The organism is Pseudomonas sp. F-14 TE3482, from assembly GCF_053629455.1.
Window position 1 is genome coordinate 4440236 of record NZ_JBRJII010000001.1, and the last position, 17565, is coordinate 4457800.

At 58.7% G+C, this 17565-nt stretch carries 16 protein-coding genes; 10 read left to right on the plus strand and 6 right to left on the minus strand.

The features are described 5' to 3' along the window. Positions 1 to 4 precede the first annotated feature (4 nt). The 5 genes from AB7M26_RS19940 to AB7M26_RS19960 form a co-directional block, all read right to left on the minus strand. Positions 5 to 229, minus strand: coding sequence for a twin-arginine translocase TatA/TatE family subunit (locus AB7M26_RS19940; protein ID WP_123494839.1), 225 nt, complete (start codon positions 227 to 229; stop codon positions 5 to 7). An 82-nt stretch (positions 230 to 311) separates the two neighbouring features. Then, a complete protein-coding gene (locus AB7M26_RS19945) occupies positions 312 to 1019 on the minus strand; it encodes a cupin domain-containing protein (protein ID WP_123494838.1) in 708 nt (235 codons plus the stop codon). A gap of 57 nt (positions 1020 to 1076) precedes the next feature. Then, complete coding sequence (locus AB7M26_RS19950) at positions 1077 to 1934, minus strand: GNAT family N-acetyltransferase (protein WP_123494837.1); 858 nt, start codon at positions 1932 to 1934, stop codon at positions 1077 to 1079. Positions 1935 to 2271: 337 nt separating this feature from the next. Further along, positions 2272 to 3612 carry an OprD family porin gene (locus AB7M26_RS19955; protein WP_429376314.1) on the minus strand — a complete coding sequence of 447 codons (1341 nt, stop codon included), beginning with the start codon at positions 3610 to 3612 and terminating at the stop codon, positions 2272 to 2274. Between the two features lie 420 nt (positions 3613 to 4032). Further along, the gene (locus tag AB7M26_RS19960) at positions 4033 to 4959 is read right to left on the minus strand and encodes a 2-hydroxyacid dehydrogenase (protein WP_429376316.1); all 927 of its coding nucleotides are present in this window, start codon (positions 4957 to 4959) and stop codon (positions 4033 to 4035) included. 288 nt (positions 4960 to 5247) lie between these two features. Between AB7M26_RS19960 and gabT the strand changes: the two genes are divergently transcribed. The 10 genes from gabT to otnI all read left to right on the plus strand — a co-directional run bounded on the left by gabT (position 5248) and on the right by otnI (position 16557). Beyond that, entirely contained in the window at positions 5248 to 6540 is a 1293-nt protein-coding gene (gene gabT, locus AB7M26_RS19965) for a 4-aminobutyrate--2-oxoglutarate transaminase (protein ID WP_123494833.1), read from the plus strand. A gap of 93 nt (positions 6541 to 6633) precedes the next feature. Next, positions 6634 to 7290, plus strand: coding sequence for an HAD family hydrolase (locus tag AB7M26_RS19970; RefSeq protein WP_123494832.1), 657 nt, complete (start codon positions 6634 to 6636; stop codon positions 7288 to 7290). 47 nt (positions 7291 to 7337) lie between these two features. Further along, a complete protein-coding gene (locus AB7M26_RS19975) occupies positions 7338 to 7826 on the plus strand; it encodes an Lrp/AsnC family transcriptional regulator (RefSeq protein WP_008146530.1) in 489 nt (162 codons plus the stop codon). A 149-nt stretch (positions 7827 to 7975) separates the two neighbouring features. Next, positions 7976 to 10099, plus strand: a complete 2124-nt coding sequence (locus AB7M26_RS19980; RefSeq protein WP_429385844.1) for a TonB-dependent siderophore receptor — start codon at positions 7976 to 7978, stop codon at positions 10097 to 10099. A 407-nt stretch (positions 10100 to 10506) separates the two neighbouring features. Further along, positions 10507 to 11211 carry a FadR/GntR family transcriptional regulator gene (locus AB7M26_RS19985; RefSeq protein WP_429376320.1) on the plus strand — a complete coding sequence of 235 codons (705 nt, stop codon included), beginning with the start codon at positions 10507 to 10509 and terminating at the stop codon, positions 11209 to 11211. 41 nt (positions 11212 to 11252) lie between these two features. Further along, a complete protein-coding gene (ltnD, locus tag AB7M26_RS19990) occupies positions 11253 to 12158 on the plus strand; it encodes an L-threonate dehydrogenase (protein ID WP_429376322.1) in 906 nt (301 codons plus the stop codon). Between the two features lie 10 nt (positions 12159 to 12168). Continuing rightward, positions 12169 to 13461 (plus strand): 3-oxo-tetronate kinase, encoded by a 1293-nt coding sequence (gene otnK, locus AB7M26_RS19995; RefSeq protein ID WP_123494828.1) that lies wholly within the window; start codon positions 12169 to 12171, stop codon positions 13459 to 13461. 8 nt (positions 13462 to 13469) lie between these two features. Next, positions 13470 to 14108, plus strand: coding sequence for a 3-oxo-tetronate 4-phosphate decarboxylase (gene otnC, locus AB7M26_RS20000; protein WP_185022088.1), 639 nt, complete (start codon positions 13470 to 13472; stop codon positions 14106 to 14108). 184 nt (positions 14109 to 14292) lie between these two features. Further along, entirely contained in the window at positions 14293 to 15753 is a 1461-nt protein-coding gene (locus AB7M26_RS20005; RefSeq protein WP_192344561.1) for a GntT/GntP/DsdX family permease, read from the plus strand. A gap of 21 nt (positions 15754 to 15774) precedes the next feature. After that, positions 15775 to 16557 (plus strand): 2-oxo-tetronate isomerase, encoded by a 783-nt coding sequence (gene otnI, locus AB7M26_RS20010; RefSeq protein WP_429376325.1) that lies wholly within the window; start codon positions 15775 to 15777, stop codon positions 16555 to 16557. A gap of 4 nt (positions 16558 to 16561) precedes the next feature. On the opposite strand, the gene AB7M26_RS20015 is transcribed toward otnI, so the two are convergent. Next, positions 16562 to 17380, minus strand: coding sequence for a DeoR/GlpR family DNA-binding transcription regulator (locus AB7M26_RS20015; RefSeq protein ID WP_063343788.1), 819 nt, complete (start codon positions 17378 to 17380; stop codon positions 16562 to 16564). Between the last annotated feature and the right edge of the window lie 185 nt (positions 17381 to 17565).

The window sequence follows — 17565 nt, forward strand, 5'->3', positions numbered from 1 at the left end:
GGGGTTAGTATTTTTTTACCGGGTCATCGAGCGTGCGCGACTGAGCGTCAATGGGCGGGTCCTGGTGCTCCTCAGTGACTGGCTTATCATCGCCCAGGGATTTGCGGAACCCTCTGATCGTGTCGCCGATATCCGCCCCCAGGCCTTTCAGGCGCCTGGTTCCGAACAGCATCACCACGATCAACAGGATGATCAGGAGTTTTCCGGTACTGAAGCCGCCTAATCCCATTGTCTGTACTCCGCAAGGATTGATCAGTTTTGTGTGGGGCCGGCGGAGGAAAATTCATCCGCCGGCGTGAATGCGGATCGAGTTACTTGACGACGTAAAATTTGCGCACATACACGCTGCTATTCCAGGCACAGGGGGCACCTCGAGGCACGAACACCGTATCGCCAGTGTTGACCGTCAGGTGGGTCCCGTCCGCAATCTGGAGGGTCACGCTGCCTTCGAGCAGGTGCATCAGCTCATGCAGCATGTGCGGTCTCGCCCTGCGGGTATAGGGTGTCGAGTCCCAGACGCCGATGCGCAGATTGGTCGCTTCCTCGACAAACACATTGTGCGAGCGACATTGCGGTGCCGGGCTTAGCAGAATTTCTGCATCCGGTGCTGCCGAGGGAGAGAGCAGGGTTAACGGCGGGAGAGGTGTTAATCCGCGATTGCACGCCTCAACGGGCTGTGTATCGGCGCAGAATGCCCAGAAAGAGTCAGGTTGCGCCTCGATCTGGAGTGACGTGCCACGGGCGATCACCGCACTGTCACCAGGATTCAGTTGGAGCGTGCAATCCTGACTACGCAAAGTGACTTGTCCCGCGTGCACCACGATCGTTTCGCTGTAGGGATAGTCATCGACGCTGAATTGTCCGCTCGCCTGGACCACGCCGGCAGCCATATCATACGGCCCGACATAAGCGATCTGTCTGTCGAAAGGATCGTTTGCCCCCAACGAACCGGGGGTGAATTTTGTTAGAACGGGACTGCCGTCGGCGTGTGCCAACAGCACTGCAGTGGGCTCTAGCATGAAGGTGTTTCTCCAGGAAAATGCAGCGTGTAGCGTTGGATGTAACGGTGGGGTTTGTCAGCCGATGGCCTGAGTCACCAGCGCAAACTGGTGCACTGTGCCGATCGCCTGCGGCGGGGTACCGCGAGCCATTTGTGCAACGGTATCGACGTGCTTCAGTCCGGCCTCTTCCAGCCAAGGGGCCAGACCGCTGTCGGACGGTATATCCATGCGCACGAAGGCGTCCGGCACTTGGGCCAATAACACGGCGATCAAGTGCCTGGCCTGCTCTGGGTTTTCTGCGATGACCGGGCCGATGCAGCGACCACGGCCGAACGGACGCAGCATGGCGAAGGCGCGCAGCTGACCATCGCGTTCGATACCAACCGAGTGTTCAACAATATCGAACAGATCCTTGAGCACGGCGTCTCGGTCCAGGCCGCTGCCGGCGTTGGCCAGTTCAATCTGCACGCTCCGATCGGCTTCGGTCAGCGGGCGGCAGCGCTCACCAGCTGGCAAATCATTTGGTACCGGGGATAGCGCTTGCCCCTGATGTTGTTGAATATGCCCAAAGTCAACGAACCCCTGGCTGGCATAAAGCGGGGCACCGGCCAGCGTCGCATTGAGTATGGCGGTGCGCGATCCGCAAGCCTCAAGTGCCAGCTCCATCAGCTTGCGACCTATACCCTGGCCCTGATACTCATCACTGACGATCACCAGGCCGATGGTGGCGTAATCTCCCTGCGCACAAGTGAACGCGGTACCGATCAGGCGGCCTTCGTCTTCCACGACAAAACCCTGCGCGATGCGCTGCAACATGGCCCATTCTTCCAGGCGGTGGGGCCACTTCAACTGTACGGACAAGGCGTGGGCCGACGCAACATCGGCCGAGGTCATGGGGCGATAGGTATAAGCAGGTCGTTGCGAAATGGACATGGCAGGTCTCCATTGACAGGGCGCGTAATCGGTCGGATTTTTCCGCTGAAAGTATTGGTATCTCACCTGCGGCGAGGCCTGACAAGAGGCCCCCATTGATTCGGTAGATTCTTAAAGCGACAGCTCTGTAGGCCACATTTACTGCTCAAATGAGAAGCAGGATCGGCAGCAAATACTGGATCGACTTTCAGGATGCAGGCCAAAGCAAATGCACTTCTGATGGGGCGATTGCTTAAAAAAAAAGGCGCCCGGATGGGCGCCTCAAGGCTAAGGGAGCGAGGAGCAGACCTTCAATTAAACCGGCCGGTCCACAGGTAAAACCGGCCGGGGCCAAACGTTACAGAATGCTCAGCGGATACTCGATGATCAGGCGGACCTCGTCGATATCGCTCTCGAACGAGGTTGCGCGGTGTGTAGCTTGGCGCAGACGGAAGGACAGGTCCTTGGCGGCCCCTTCCTGGACCACGTATTTTGCTTCCAGGTCACGCTCCCACTCCTTCTGGTCGTCACCCACCTTGTTGGCATAGGCACCGTTCGGATCGGCCTTGGTGCCATCGATTTGATCACCTTTGACATAGCGGGCCATGAAGCTCAGCCCCGGTATGCCGAACGTAGCCATATTCAGGTCATAACGAGCCTGGATGGAACGCTCGTTGGGGGCGTTGAAGTCGGAATACTGAATCGAGTTGGCCAGCCAGATCGAGTCCACGCCTATGTAGTCGAAGTACTCGTCGCCATCGATTTTCTGATAAGCCAGGGTGAGCTTGTGGGCACCGAAGGCATAGGCCGCCTTGGCCGACCAGCTCGTGGTGTCCAGCTTGCCGGCACGCGCATCGCCTTGGTCCTCGGTCTTATAGACCGTCAAACCAAAATTCAGCGATTGCTGGTCAGCCAGCGGAATCGTATAAGAGGCACTGCCGAAGTGCTGACGCCAGACATTGACGGCCTCACTGGTGTACGCCATCAGGCTGAGGTTGTTGTTGACTTTATAGGTGCCGCCAATGAAGTCGACACTGTCAGCTTCGGTCCCCCCGTATGTGGTGAACAGCCCGTCATCGGAGTTGGTCGAGGCTCGATTGTTGAACGCTGTGAAATGGCCTGCTTCGAAAGAAAAGGCGTCGAACTCTTTGCTCGACAGTTGAAAGCCGGTAGCGGTTTCCGGCAGCAAGCGGTTGTCGCCGGTGGCGAATACCGGAGCGGTGGGGCGTTGCTCACCGTACTTCAGCACTGTAGAGGAAATGCGCATCTTCACTGCGCCGCCGATCTCGCCGTAGCTATCCGGCACTTCAGCTTCGGCGGTGCGGTTATTGCTGATCGGCAGCAGCCCGTTGCCGGCCCGGCCACGGCCGGTGTCCAGCTTGACCCCACCGTAGGCGAAGGCATCGGTGCCGAAACCAATGGTGCCCTGGGTGAAACCGGAGGCGAAGTTGAGCATGGCCCCTTGTGCCCATTCCTCCCGATAGCCATTGCGCTCGCTGGCCGGCTTGGAGCCGTTGGTACCTTGGCTATTGCTGCCGCCATTACGGAAGTCGCGATTCATATAGAAATTACGATTGAGCAACCCGAGGCTGCTGTCTTCAATGAAGCCATTGGCTTCCTGTTGCTGACCAGCTATTGCCAGTTGCGTGGTGGCGGCAATGACAGCCAAGGAGAGAGAGCTTAGTTTTGCGATGTTCATCGCTTACTCCATTAGTTCTTATTAGTGTTCGTTGCCTGCACGGCAAGCAACGCTCTTACGGCAGCTCAGGTAAACCTCTGCGAAGTAAACTCGGGAGAGTCCTGTCGATCAGCGTCTTGCAGTGGACTTGACCAGCAGCGGGGCTCCGCAGCGGTGGCTGTATCGCAGTTACGGCGAGACCTGACAATGGGGTGCAGTCAATTCGGTAGATTGCATAAGTTGCGGCTTGACGGGCCGCAATTACTACTCAAACGAGGGGGGAGATCAGCAGCAAATGTCGGCTTGTTTTTTGGGGGGGGATGCACAGAAACAACAAACGGGATGAACAATAGGTCCGTTTTGTATAACGCCAGATTTGCCTCGGGGAAGTAAAAAAATCTGGCGCCGGTTGGTTGTTACCGGTGGGTTGGTAGTCGTTGGTCAGTAACTTCGCTCGCGGTCAACCTGGCCAAGCATTGCCTCACCACGTTGATGACGGCGGATATTCTCCAGCAACACGCTAAACGCACTTTCCGGTTGGGTCATCGCAGCGATATGCGGTGTCAGCAATATCTGCGGATGATGCCAGAAGGGATGGTCCGGCACCGCCGGCTCCTGTTCCAGCACGTCTAGCACCGCCGCGCTGATCTGACCGCTGGCCAGGGCTTCAAGCAGATCTTCTTCTGCCAGATGCCCACCCCTGCCCATGTTGATCAAGGCAGCGCCTTTGGGCAGGTACTGGAATAACTGATGGTTGAGAATCCCTTTAGTCTGCTCGGTCAAGGGCAGGACACAAAGCACGATGTCGCACTGGCCGAGGAAGGCTGGAAGTTGCTCGGCACCCGCAAAGCAGTCCACCCCGGCAATGTGATGCTCGCTGCGTGCCCAGCCCGATAAGGCGAACCCAAAGGTCTGCAAGGTGGCCAGAATCTGTTGAGCCTGCGTACCGAGGCCCATAACACCTACCCGACGTTTAGCTGCCGGCTGTAGCAAGTGAGCCTGCCAGCACCGAGCCATTTGTTGCTGACGATAACGGAGCATATCCCGATGCAGGCTGAGCACCGCAAAACTGGCGTACTCGCACATGCCCCGGGTGATGCTTGGGTCGAGTAACCGGACCACCGGCAGGCTCGTGGGCAAGCGGTCAAGGTCAAGCTGATCGACCCCGGCTGACAAGGCGAACAGTACCTGCAGGTTTGGCAACAATGCTTCGAGATCGTCCGGCGCCTGCCAGGCCGCCAGGTAGCGAATATCCTTCGGATCGCCGATGTCCGGCCAGGCACGCCATTCGATATCTGGAGCGTGTTCAGCGAATAGACGCTTCCATTGTTCGCCGCGCACCGGGTCAGCTTTATAGAGCAGGGCCATGGGTAACATTCTCGCATTAGATAGGGAGTATCCAGCATGCCCGAGTGGCAGAGCAGGATATGTCGAAAGAATCTGCTTAAACGCATAACGTTGCGTTGTATGGGGCGCATGTCGGCAGATTCCATGGGGCTGGCTACAGCTGAAGGATTCTGCTGTTTACGGGGGTGAAAACAGTCGATCCGAATTTCTCAGAGGCCAAGTTCGGCTTAGACAATTGCGTCGAAAGCTTAACCTGTGAACCACATCGCAGCCGCTTTCCGGTTGCCAGGCCCACTATGAGAGATGCCTATGAACAGTAAAGTCGAAGAAACCCCGAGTTTGCTCCGTCAACGCGATCAATTCGTGCCACGGGGTTTGGTTACCGCACACCCGCTGGTCATCGACCGGGCCCAGGGTTCTGAGGTGTGGGACGTGGACGGCACGCGCTACCTGGACTTCGTCGGCGGCATTGGCGTGTTGAACATCGGTCACAATCACCCGAAGGTGGTCGCGGCGGTGCAAGCCCAATTGCAAAAGGTCAGCCATGCTTGCTTCCAGGTAGTGGCCTACAAACCTTATCTCGACCTGGTCCAGCGTTTGTGCGAGTTGGTCGGTGGTCGTGAAGCTTACAAAGCGGCGCTGTTTACCTCCGGTGCAGAGGCTGTGGAGAATGCGGTGAAGATCGCTCGCGCACATACCAATCGCCCAGCGGTCATCTCCTTTCGTGGCGGTTTCCATGGACGCACGTTGCTCGGCACGACCTTGACCGGCATGAGCCAACCCTACAAGCAGAACTTCGGGCCCTTCGCTCCTGAGGTCTTTCATACCCCGTACCCTAACGCCTATCGCGGTTTTACCAGCGAAATGGCCCTGCAAGCCCTGAATGAATTGCTGGCGACCCAAGTCCCTGTGGACCGAGTGGCAGCGATCATCATCGAACCGGTGCAGGGCGATGGTGGTTTCCTTTCCGCGCCGCCGCAGTTTCTCCAGGCGCTGCGGGCTCTGACCGAACAACATGGCATCGTGCTCATTCTCGATGAAATTCAGACAGGCTTCGGCCGCACCGGCAAATGGTTCGGTTTCCAGCACGCAGGCATCCAGCCGGACCTGGTCACCGTCGCCAAGAGCCTGGCCGGTGGCTTGCCAATCTCGGGCGTGGTGGGTCGTGCGCACATCATGGACGCGCCATTACCCGGCGGTCTGGGCGGTACTTACGGTGGTAATGCCCTGGCTTGCGCCGCGGCGTTGGCAGTGATCGAAACCTACGAACAAGAGCAGTTGCTCGCGCGCGGTGAAGTATTGGGCGAGCGCTTGCGCCAGGGCCTGCTGCGCCTGCAGACACGCCACCCTCGGATTGGTGACGTACGCGGCACCGGCTTCATGTTGGCGATCGAACTGATCAAAGACGATGAAGCCCGCAGCCCCGATGCCGAACTCACCCAGCAACTGATCGATCAGGCCAGGGTTGGCGGGCTGTTGGTGATCAAGTGCGGCGTGTACCGTAATGTGCTGCGCTTTCTTGCGCCTCTGGTCACCGAAGAGGAGCAGATCGACGAAGCGCTGACGATTCTTGAGGCAGCATTGTTACGCGTGTTGAATTAATCTCAGGCTTCGGTTGGCGTAACGTAACACTGCGCCAACCGGGGCATTTGGAACGCATGGATTGATGAAATGCATCATGGGAGGCAACACACCATGTACCTGACTGATTATCGTGCACTGCTGATCGATTGTGATGAGGTTCTGGTCGATCGGGATTCCGGTATCTGGACGGCGCTGCAACCGTTGCTCGAAAATCATTCGGGTGTGCCGGGCAGGGAAGAGGTATTGGCTGCGTTTGACGAGGCGGTGCGTACGCTCTATCCACGTTTTTCCGAGCTGGGTTTCAGTGGCTTATTGTGCTTTGCCCATCGTCAGTTGGCAGAGCGTTTCGGGCTCAAAGCCAGTTGGGAGGAGGGGATGAGTTTCGCCCGATCGGTGGGCAACTGGTCGCTGTTCGAAGATGCGCCCGGTGCCATGTTGTATCTGCGCAAGTTCTATCGGCTGCTGGTGTACTGCGATCGTGATGCCGAGGATCGCGAGCAGCTCTGCGAGCGTTTGGGGATTGTGCCCGAAGACCTGCATGCCCGAGCCAGTAATCCATTGGAGGACGGCGAATGGTTGCTGGCCAACAATCTGGAGCCGAAAAATATTCTGCAGGTTTCCCGACCTCCTGCGCAGTCGCCAAAAGAGGCCGGTTTGTGCCTGATTTGTCGTGGCCATGGGACCGATAGCCAGCCATGTCCTGCGGATTTTTGCATTAATAGCATGGCCGACCTGGTCGCTCAGCATCAACTATCTTTGCGACGCTGACTTTGCTAAAACCACTGTATAACTGAATGGCAATCAAGAGGTACACGATGGAAGGTTTAATTAAACTAGACCGAATTGATATCAGTATCCTGGTTGAACTTCAAAAAGACGGCCGAATGACTAACGTCAGCCTGGCCGATGCAGTGGGTCTGTCCTCTAGCCCCTGTTTGCAACGGGTCAAGCGGCTAGAGTCGGCCGGGTATATTTCCGGGTATAGAGCCCATCTCAATCTTGCCAAGATTACCGACTCGGTCACGGTATTCACCGAGATCACGCTCAGCGACCATAAGCGGGAGGACTTCGCCAAGTTCGAGTCCAATATCCGTTTGGTCGATGAGGTACTGGAGTGCCACTTGATCAGCGGCGGTTACGATTACCTGGTGCGTTTCATGACCTGCAGTATCCAGCATTATCAGGAAGTGATTGAAGGCTTGCTGGACAAGAACATCGGTATATCCAAGTACTTCAGTTACATCGTCATCAAATCGCCAGTCCTCAAAGATGGGGTTCCGCTGCGTAGACTATTGCGTCACTGAGGCCTCGGCCATGAGCCGCAATTAATTTTGCACTTGCCCCTGTTTTACAGAGATAAAACGTATCAGCAGAGAATGGGAATTGATATTATTCGTCATCAATTCTCGCCGGGTTCCTGAAGTCCCCGGCATCTTCTGAAGGTCGTCTGTCGATGCGTCGAACTCTCGTTTCTCTGTGTGTGATCCAAGCCATTTCCCAGACCACTTGGGCTGACCAGGCACCGACTGATCCTGCGTCAATAGAGTTACAAGCGATCGACATCAACGGCACACTCGAAGAGTCGGCCCAGGGCCCGGTCCAGGGGTATCGGGCGACTCGTTCGGCCAGTGCGACACGCACCGACACTCCGATTCATGAAACCCCACAATCGATCAGCGTGGTCACCCGGGATGTCGTGGAAGACCTCGGCGCCACCCGCCTGCAAGACGCACTCGATTACGCCGGTGGCGTGGGCCGTGCGAACAATTTCGGTGGCCAGGGCCTGACCACGTTCACCGTGCGTGGCTTTACCACCGGTGAGTTCTACCGCAACGGTTTCCCGATCAACCGCGGTTATCCGAACATGCCCGACGCCAATACCATCGAGCGTCTGGAGGTCCTGCGCGGGCCAGCCACCACGCTCTACGGCCGTGGCGACCCAGGCGGCACCTTCAACGTGGTGTCCAAACAGCCCCTGACCGAGCGCACCGTCACCCTGGGCAGTCAGCTCAATGATCAGGGCATGCGTCGCGCAACGATGGATGCCTCAGGGCCGCTGGACGATGAAGGGCGACTGGCCTACCGGCTGAACGTGATAGGCGAGGGTGGCGACACCTTCCGTGATCACGTTGAAAACGAGCGTTATGGTGTGGCGCCGGTCCTCGGTTGGCAGGTCAACGACACTACCCGTATCACCTTCGAAGGCGATTTCATGCGCAACAACGCGCCGCTCGATCGGGGTGTGACCCGCTATCGCAATCAGATCGGTGTCGCGTCGCGGGATACTTTTTTCGGTGAAAAGGATATCGGCAAGCTGCACAACGACAACAACATGGCGCAACTGCGTTTCGAACATTTCCTGAACGACAACTGGACTTTGGGCGGCGGCACGCAATTTCTCGACGGCAGCCTGCAAGGCAATGCCATCGAAGCCAACGGTGTCGCTGCCGATGGCCGAACGCTGGGACGCAACTTCAACTACCGCAAGCTGGAGTGGCGTGACGTTGATGTGCAGTTGAACCTGACCGGGCATTTTTCCACTGGTGGATTCGATCACACGTTGCTCACGGGCATCGAGTATGAGGACTACGATTACAAGTCGATCATCCGTCGCTCCAGTGGGGCTGTGAGCGCCTACCCCATCGATATTTTCAATCCGGTCTACGGCCAGCCGCGCCCGGCGTTGACTCGCACCACCACCCACGATCAGGAAAACCTCAAGACCTATGCCGCTTTCGTGCAAGACCAGGTGACCCTGGCCGAGGGTTTGAAAGCTTTGGCTGGCGTGCGTTTCGAACGCTTCGAACAGGATTACGACAGCTACCTCGTCAACGGCACAAGCTGGACCAACAGCGACAACGCTGTCACCCCGCGCCTGGGGCTGATCTACGACTTGACCCCGACCGTGGCGATCTATGCTGACACGGCGCGGTCCTTCAAGCCCAACAGCGGTGCCAGTCGAACGGGCGGCGGCTTCAAACCTGAAGAAGGCAAATCCTACGAGGTGGGCGTCAAGTGGCAGGCCCTTGATCGTCAGCTAAGCGTGGATGCCGCGGTGTATCAGATCGAAAAGCGCAACGTCCTGACGACGGACCCGGTGGACTCGACCTTCAGTGTTGCGGCGGGTGAAGTTCGTAGCCGTGGCTTTGATCTGAACGTGGCCGGCAACCTCACGCCAGAGTGGCGCATGATCGGTGGCTACGCCTACGTGGATGCCGAAGTCACCCAGGATAACGTGCTGAAGTCAGGCACCCGCCTGGTGAACATTCCGCGCAACAGTTTCAGCCTGCTGAACGTCTACGAGTTTCAGGACGGTAGCCTCAAAGGACTGGGCCTGGGGCTGGGTGCCAAGTATGTCGACGAGCGCGCCGGCCAGACCGCGGCTAATGCCTTCTCCATGGATAGCTACGAGGTGTTTGACCTGCTCAGCTTTTACAAAGTCAACGAGCACCTGCGGCTTAACCTCGACCTGAAGAATGTGTTCGACAGTCACTACGATGAAGGCGCCTTTGGCAACGTTTACGCTTATCCGGGCGCGCCGAGAACCGTGCAGATGGGAATTTCATACACCTTGTAGAGAGCGCTTCAGGGCGCACTTTTATAAAGCGCCACACGAACAACCTGCATCAGTCGGAGGCGGCGTCATGAACGTTCGCCTTCAACTTCGAGAAAGGGTGGCCTGATCATTCGCTTTTCCAGCGACGTTGGCTCACCCGTGTCTGCATTCGCAGCCCTCGGTCAATGACGATCGATTGGGAAATGAACTGTGGCGAGGGGGCATAACTCAAATCGCCCACCGACTCACTCCTCGATAACAAACACTCCTGCCAGTTGGATCCCACTGAGCAGTGTTTGCCCGTTCCTCCAGTTCGCATGTTAAAAAATGTTATTTTAAAAAAAGACTTCACATAATCCGTTCATTGGAGGATTATCTGCTCAACCTGTATGACAACCTGATAACAAGACAAAAACAGGATGGCTACGATGTTCGACAAGGTCCCGACTCACGTGCTGAGTGACAGCGTCGCTCAGCAGTTGCTGGATAAGATTGACCGCGGTGTGTTCGCCACCGGCAGCAAACTGCCCAGTGAAGCCATGCTCTCGGAAGCCTTCGGTGTCAGTCGCACCGTGGTCCGCGAAGCCATCTCCCGTCTCAAGAACGAAGGCGTGCTGCAGCCTCAACAAGGGCGCGGCATCTTCGTTACCGCCAACGCCAATATCCGCCCGCTGCGTATCGATTACGCCGAAGCCAATCTGCCCGGCAGTGTCTTTCACCTGTTGGCGCTGCGACGTGCCATTGAGGCGGAAATCGCCAGCGAGGCGGCGCTCAATCGCAGCGAGGCCGATCTGGTGCAGATTGACGAGGCGCTGGCTCATATCGATGAAGAGGTCGATGAAGGGCAGGACGGTGTGCGCGCCGACGTGGCTTTTCACCGCGCCATCGCTCAAGCCACGGGCAATCCCTACTTTCTCAAGACCCTGGAATTCGTCAGTCAGTACCTGGAGGCCGCGACTCGCATCACCCGCACCAACGAGGCGGGCAGGGCGGATTTCTCCCGTCAGGTGCATGAAGAACACCAGGCGATCGTGGCGGCCATTCGGCTGCGCGATCCGCTCGCCGCCGGGCATGCCGCCCGTGCCCATATCTACAACGCGGCCCGCCGCCTGCGCCTTGCCGGCGTGGAATAGGCCGCTGTTTTCCTCGTAAGCCGGTAACTAAGGAGTACCCCATGAATAACAAGAATGTCGGTGTTGTCGGTCTGGGCGCGATGGGCCTGGGCATTGCCCGCTCACTGTTGCGCAGCGGCTTTAATGTGCATGCCTGCGATGTGCGTGCCGCGGTGACGGAGCAGTTCGCCAGCGAGGGTGGTGTGGCGTGTGCTTCACCCGCGCACATGGCAGCTGAGTGCGACGTGATCATTACCGTGGTGGTGAATGCCGAGCAGACCGAAACCGTGTTGTTTGGCGAGGGTGGTGCCGTCGCTGCGTTGCGCTCTGGCAGCCTGGTGATCGGTTGCGCCACCGTCGCGCCGACCTACGCCGTGGACTTGGGCCAGCGCCTGACCGAGCAAGGCTTACTGTATCTGGATGCCCCGATATCCGGTGGCGCGGCCAAGGCGGCTGCCGGTGAAATGACCATGATGACGTCTGGCCCGGCCGATGCTTATGCCAAGGCCGAAGCAGTCCTTGCAGGCATGGCCGGCAAGGTCTATCGCCTGGGTGACGCCCATGGTCTGGGCTCGAAGGTCAAGATCATCAACCAGTTGCTCGCCGGGGTACACATCGCTGCGTCTGCCGAAGCCATGGCGCTGGGCCTGCGTGAAGGTGTCGATGCCGATGCGCTGTACGAAGTGATCACCCACAGCGCTGGCAATTCCTGGATGTTCGAAAACCGTGTGCCGCACATTCTCAAGGCCGATTACACACCGTTGTCCGCGGTGGATATTTTCGTCAAGGACCTGGGCCTGGTGCTGGATACCGCACGGGCCAGCAAATTCCCGCTGCCGTTGTCGGCCACCGCCCACCAGATGTTCATGCAGGCTTCCAGCGCCGGTTTCGGTCGTGAAGACGACTCGGCGGTGATCAAGATTTTCCCTGGCATCGAGTTGCCGACTGCCAAGATTGAGCCGGTTTGAGGAACGCCCAATGAACACAACCACTGCACGCCCATTGCTGGGTTGCATCGCCGACGATTTCACCGGCGCCACGGACCTTGCCAACATGCTGGTACGCGGCGGTATGCGTACCGTGCAAAGCATCGGCATTCCGAGCAGCGAAGTGGCGGCGGGACTTGATGCCGATGCGATTGTCATCGCACTGAAGTCGCGCACCATTCCAGTCGCCGAAGCGGTCGAGCAGTCCCTCGCGGCGCTGGCCTGGCTGCGTGAGCAAGGCTGCGAGCAGATCTTTTTCAAATATTGCTCGACGTTTGATTCCACCGCAGCCGGCAACATCGGCCAGGTCAGCGAAGCGCTGCTGGCGGCATTGGGTAACGATTTCACCTTGGCGTGCCCGGCGTTCCCGGAGAATGGCCGGACGATCTTTCGCGGCCACCTGTTTGTGCAGGATCAATTGCTCAACGAGTCGGGCATGCAGCATCACCCGCTGACGCCGATGACTGACGCCAACCTGGTTCGGGTGTTGCAGTCGCAGACCGGTCTGAACGTCGGATTGTTGCGTTACGACACCATTGCCCAAGGGGCCGAGCAGGTGCGTGAGCGCATCGCAGAACTGCGGGCTCAAGGTGTCGGCATGGCGATTGCTGATGCCTTGTCAGACAGTGATCTGTACACCCTCGGGACTGCCTGCGCTGATTTGCCGTTGCTGACCGGTGGTTCGGGGCTGGCCCTGGGGCTGCCGGAAAACTTCCGTCGCGCCGGCAAACTGCGTGACCTCGATGCCTCGAAACTCCCGGCAGTATCAGGCGGTGAAGTGGTGTTGGCCGGCAGCGCTTCGATCGCTACCAATGGGCAAGTGGCAGCCTGGCTCGAAGCCGGTCGGCCAGCGTTGCGGATTGATCCGTTGGCCCTGGCTGCCGGGGAGCCGGTGGTCGCCCAGGCCCTGGCTTTCGCCAAGGACAATGAACAAACCGTATTGATCTACGCCACCAGTTCACCGGATGAGGTCAAGGCCGTGCAACACCAGTTGGGCGTCGAGCAGGCTGGCAGTCTGGTGGAAAACGCGTTTGGCGAAATTGCCGAGGGCCTGCGCCAGAGTGGCGTACGGCGCTTTGTGATTGCCGGCGGTGAAACCTCGGGCGCCGTGGTTCAGGCGCTGGGTGTGCAACTGCTGCAGATCGGCGCACAAATTGATCCGGGCGTGCCGGCCACCGTCAGCAGCACCGATGAGCCGCTGGCCCTGGCACTCAAATCGGGCAACTTCGGTGGCCGGGATTTCTTCAGCAAAGCCTTGAAGCAACTGGCCGGGGATGTGCAATGAACGGTGCAGTGAGTAATGAAAACGCCCTGCGCGAAGAAATCTGCCAGGTCGGCCGCAGCCTTTATGAGCGCGGTTACACCGTTGGCAGCGCTGGCAATATCAGCGCGCGTCTGGATGACGGCTGGTTGATCACACCGACCGATGTCTGCCTCGGCCGCCTCGACCCGGCGACCATCGCCAAGGTCAATCTGGCCGGCGAATGGGTGTCCGGTGACAAGCCCTCAAAGACATTGGCGCTGCATCGCCAAGTCTACGACCGTAACCCGAGCGTCGGTGGCGTGGTGCATACCCATTCCACCCATCTGGTGGCGTTGACGCTGGCCGGTGTCTGGCAGCCGGACAACATCCTGCCACCGCTGACGCCGTATCAGGTGATGAAAGTCGGGCCTGTCCCGTTGATTGGTTACCAGCGCCCCGGCTCGCCGAAGGTGGCCGAACAGGTCGCGCAATGGGCCAACCGCGTTCGCGGCGTGATGCTCGAACGGCTGGGGCCGGTGGTTTGGGAAAGTTCAGTGTCCAGGGCCAGCTACGCCCTGGAAGAACTCGAGGAAACTGCGCGGCTGTGGCTGATGAGCAATCCCAAGCCCGAACCGCTCGATCAGGCAGCACTGGACGAGCTGCGAGTGACTTTCGGCGCGCACTGGTAGAGCCCTGTTTTTTTAACACGACAGATCGATAAGGCAGGCCCTGATCGGGAGACGCACAGCGACTCCCCACGCCCCCGGCTTGCCTGAAAAATACAATAACAAGAGGACATCCAGGCATGACTCACCTTCACTGCGACATTTTCAGTACAACCCTTTCGTTTACCCGATGTGGAGGGCTTCTGAAATGAGCCCGCTAATCCTGATGGTTACCGCGGGGCTAGGGATCGCTCTGTTGTTGTTTCTGGTGCTCAAGTATAAGTTTCAGCCCTTCGTGGCCTTGATGCTGGTGAGCATTCTGGTGGCGCTGGTGGCCGGGGTGAAACCGGCTGATCTGGTCGCCACCATCGAAGGCGGCATGGGCAAGACCCTGGGTCATATCGCGATCATCATTGCCCTGGGCGCGATGATCGGGCGGATCATCGAACTTTCCGGCGGTGCCGAGGCGCTGGCCAAAACGTTGATTACCCGATTCGGCAATCGCCGCACGCCTTTGGCGCTGACGATTGCCGGGTTCATGGTCGGGGTGCCGGTGTTCTTCGAGGTCGGCGTGATCATCCTGATGCCGCTGGCCTATGGCGTCGCTCGCAGTGCGCGTAAGCCGCTGTTGGTGTTCGCGCTGCCGATGTGCGCTGCATTGTTGACCGTCCACGCCTTCCTGCCACCACATCCGGGGGCGGTGGCCGCTGCCAGCCAATTAGGTGCCGACCTCGGTCGCGTGTTGATGTTCGGTCTGCCGATCACTGCGTTCCTCTGCTATGTCGGCTACCGCGTGGCCGGGCGCATGACCCGTCGTGTGTACCCGATGACCGACGATATCCGTGCCGAGGTCTATGGCCCGCATGTCACCAACGAGGATCTGGCTGCCTGGTCCAATGGCAACGACAAGAGTCCTGAACGAGCGGCCGTGGCCGCGTCTCACATGGGCCTGGAAGAAGCCACCAGCAGCATCGTCTCCAAACTGCCGTCGGCACCGCCACCGGGTTTTGGCCTGATCGTCAGCCTGATTGTGTTGCCGATCATTCTGATTCTGCTGGGAACGCTGTCCACCTCGTTGCTGCCTGCCGACTCGGTTCTGCGCGGCATCATGACCGTGCTCGGCGCGCCGCTGGTGGCGCTGCTGATCGATACTTTGCTGTGTGCCTGGTTGCTGGGTTCGCGTCGGGGCTGGAGTCGTACTCAGGTGTCTGACGTGATCGGCTCGGCCTTGCCTGGCGTGGCCATGGTGATTTTGATTGCCGGCGCCGGTGGTGTGTTCGGCAAGGTGTTGGTCGATACCGGAATCGGCGCGGTGGTCTCCGATATGCTGCGCACCACCGGTCTGCCGGTACTCGCGCTGGGCTTTCTGCTGACCATGCTGTTGCGTGCGGTTCAGGGTTCGACCACGGTGGCGCTGGTGACCACCGCCGGCATTATCAGCCCACTGATCGCTACCCTCGATCTCACGGCAAACCACATGGCACTGTTGTGCCTGGCCATGGGCGGTGGCGGGTTGGCCATGTCCCACATCAATGATGCCGGTTACTGGATCTTCACCAAATTGTCCGGGCTGAACGTGGCCGACGGCTTGCGCACCTGGACCGTGTTGACCACCTTGCTCGGCACGTTGGGTTTCGGTATTACCTTGTTGATCTGGCCGTTTGTCTAACCTTCTAACCAAGGAGCTACCATGCCTCGTTTTGCTGCAAACCTCAGCATGCTCTATCCGGAACATGAGTTTCTGGACCGCTTCGCCGCCGCTGCCGCCGATGGTTTCGAAGCCGTGGAATACCTGTTTCCCTACGACTACAGCGCCCAGGAACTCAAACAGCGTTTGAACGATAACGGCCTGGTTCAGGCCCTGTTCAACGCACCGCCCGGCGATTGGACGACGGGCGAGCGGGGCACGGTGTCGTTGCCCGGGCGGGAGAGTGAATTTCGTAGCGGTTTCGATCGCGCGCTGGAGTACGCCGCGGTGCTGGGCAACTCACGCATCCATGTGATGGCTGGCTTGCTGCCGTCGGAAACAGATCGCCCACGGCATCACGGCGTGTACCTGGAGAACCTGGCTTACGCCACCGCGCAGGCCGCCAAGGCTGGCATCACGGTGCTGCTGGAACCGATCAATACGCGGGACATGCCGGGCTTTTTCCTCAACCGCCAGGATCAGGCCCAGGCCATCTGCAAGGAAGTAGGCGCCACTAACCTGAAGGTTCAGTTCGACTGCTACCACTGCCAGATCGTCGAAGGGGACCTGGCCACTAAACTGCGTCGGGATTTCGACGGCATCGGCCATATCCAGATCGCCGGCGTGCCGGATCGACATGAACCGGACCTGGGCGAAGTCAACTATCCCTACCTGTTCGAGCTGATCGACCAGTTGGGTTATGACGGCTGGGTAGGGTGCGAATACCGGCCGCGTGGTAACACATCGGCCGGTTTGCAATGGCTGCGTGACTGGAAGGCGCGCTAACGCCTTACACGTTGTTATCGCCGGGCAACAGCAGTTCCACACCCTGCTTGCGGATGCTATCGGCCGCGGCAGGGGTCAGCGCGTCGTCGCTGAGGATGATGTCGAACTGCTCGAGCCCGGCGATCCTGTACATGCTGAACGTGCCGTACTTCGAACTGCTGGCCACCAGCACCACTTGCGAGGCCGATTGCATCGCGACCTGCTTAACCTCCACCTTCAGCGCCGAAGGCGTGGTGAGGCCGCGACGCAAATCCCAGGAACTGGTGGAGATGAACGCGATATCGGTGACGATTTGGCGCAACGTGGCCACCGCCAGACCGCCCACGCACGATTGATTGGAGTGATCCAGTTGCCCGCCGGTGTGAATCACCGTGACATGGGGCGCATCGATCAGCGCCTGGACAATCCCGAAATCGTTGGTCACCACGGTCATGCCCGACAGCGCCTTGATATACGGGACGATCTCCAGCGTACTCGTCCCCGCATCCAGATAAATCGTCATATCGGCATGCAGTAACCGTGCGGCGAGCTTGGCCATCGCCTGCTTCTGCGGCAACTCGACCACCGCTTTGAACTGATGGCTGGGCTCGCTATGGAGCTGGCTGGCGATTCGCACGCCGCCGGTGACCGAGTAAGCACGGCCTTCCTGTTCCAGCAGCGCGATATCGCGGCGAATGGTCATGTGCGAACAGTCGAACATTTCCATCAATTGATGAACGCTCAGCACCTGATGCTTGCGCAACTGGCGCAGCATCAATTCACGGCGCTGTTCAGGGATCATCGGTGCGCCGCTTTCGGCGGCGATGTCCTTTTGACTAGGCATTCGGGCTCCAGAATGAAGAAAACCGCAGACAAGGAAAGCGGGGGCAAACATAGTAGCGAATCTACGGTGAAGGGACGAGGTGTTGCGGATCACTGTTCCCACGAGGAAACCCGCCAGCGTTAGTTCATGAATTTCTGAACTAACTATTTGCTGCAGCCTATTCAATCATTTGCCGACATGATCTT

What these genes read in the sequence shown, in the direction of transcription:
- AB7M26_RS19940 (WP_123494839.1), bottom strand. Translation starts at nt 229, where the DNA reads ATGGGATTAGGCGGCTTCAGTACCGGAAAACTCCTGATCATCCTGTTG.
- AB7M26_RS19945 (WP_123494838.1), bottom strand. Translation starts at nt 1,019, where the DNA reads ATGCTAGAGCCCACTGCAGTGCTGTTGGCACACGCCGACGGCAGTCCC.
- AB7M26_RS19950 (WP_123494837.1), bottom strand. Translation starts at nt 1,934, where the DNA reads ATGTCCATTTCGCAACGACCTGCTTATACCTATCGCCCCATGACCTCG.
- AB7M26_RS19955 (WP_429376314.1), bottom strand. Translation starts at nt 3,612, where the DNA reads ATGAACATCGCAAAACTAAGCTCTCTCTCCTTGGCTGTCATTGCCGCC.
- AB7M26_RS19960 (WP_429376316.1), bottom strand. Translation starts at nt 4,959, where the DNA reads ATGGCCCTGCTCTATAAAGCTGACCCGGTGCGCGGCGAACAATGGAAG.
- gabT (WP_123494833.1), top strand. Translation starts at nt 5,248, where the DNA reads ATGAACAGTAAAGTCGAAGAAACCCCGAGTTTGCTCCGTCAACGCGAT.
- AB7M26_RS19970 (WP_123494832.1), top strand. Translation starts at nt 6,634, where the DNA reads ATGTACCTGACTGATTATCGTGCACTGCTGATCGATTGTGATGAGGTT.
- AB7M26_RS19975 (WP_008146530.1), top strand. Translation starts at nt 7,338, where the DNA reads ATGGAAGGTTTAATTAAACTAGACCGAATTGATATCAGTATCCTGGTT.
- AB7M26_RS19980 (WP_429385844.1), top strand. Translation starts at nt 7,976, where the DNA reads ATGCGTCGAACTCTCGTTTCTCTGTGTGTGATCCAAGCCATTTCCCAG.
- AB7M26_RS19985 (WP_429376320.1), top strand. Translation starts at nt 10,507, where the DNA reads ATGTTCGACAAGGTCCCGACTCACGTGCTGAGTGACAGCGTCGCTCAG.
- ltnD (WP_429376322.1), top strand. Translation starts at nt 11,253, where the DNA reads ATGAATAACAAGAATGTCGGTGTTGTCGGTCTGGGCGCGATGGGCCTG.
- otnK (WP_123494828.1), top strand. Translation starts at nt 12,169, where the DNA reads ATGAACACAACCACTGCACGCCCATTGCTGGGTTGCATCGCCGACGAT.
- AB7M26_RS20005 (WP_192344561.1), top strand. Translation starts at nt 14,293, where the DNA reads ATGAGCCCGCTAATCCTGATGGTTACCGCGGGGCTAGGGATCGCTCTG.
- otnI (WP_429376325.1), top strand. Translation starts at nt 15,775, where the DNA reads ATGCCTCGTTTTGCTGCAAACCTCAGCATGCTCTATCCGGAACATGAG.
- AB7M26_RS20015 (WP_063343788.1), bottom strand. Translation starts at nt 17,380, where the DNA reads ATGCCTAGTCAAAAGGACATCGCCGCCGAAAGCGGCGCACCGATGATC.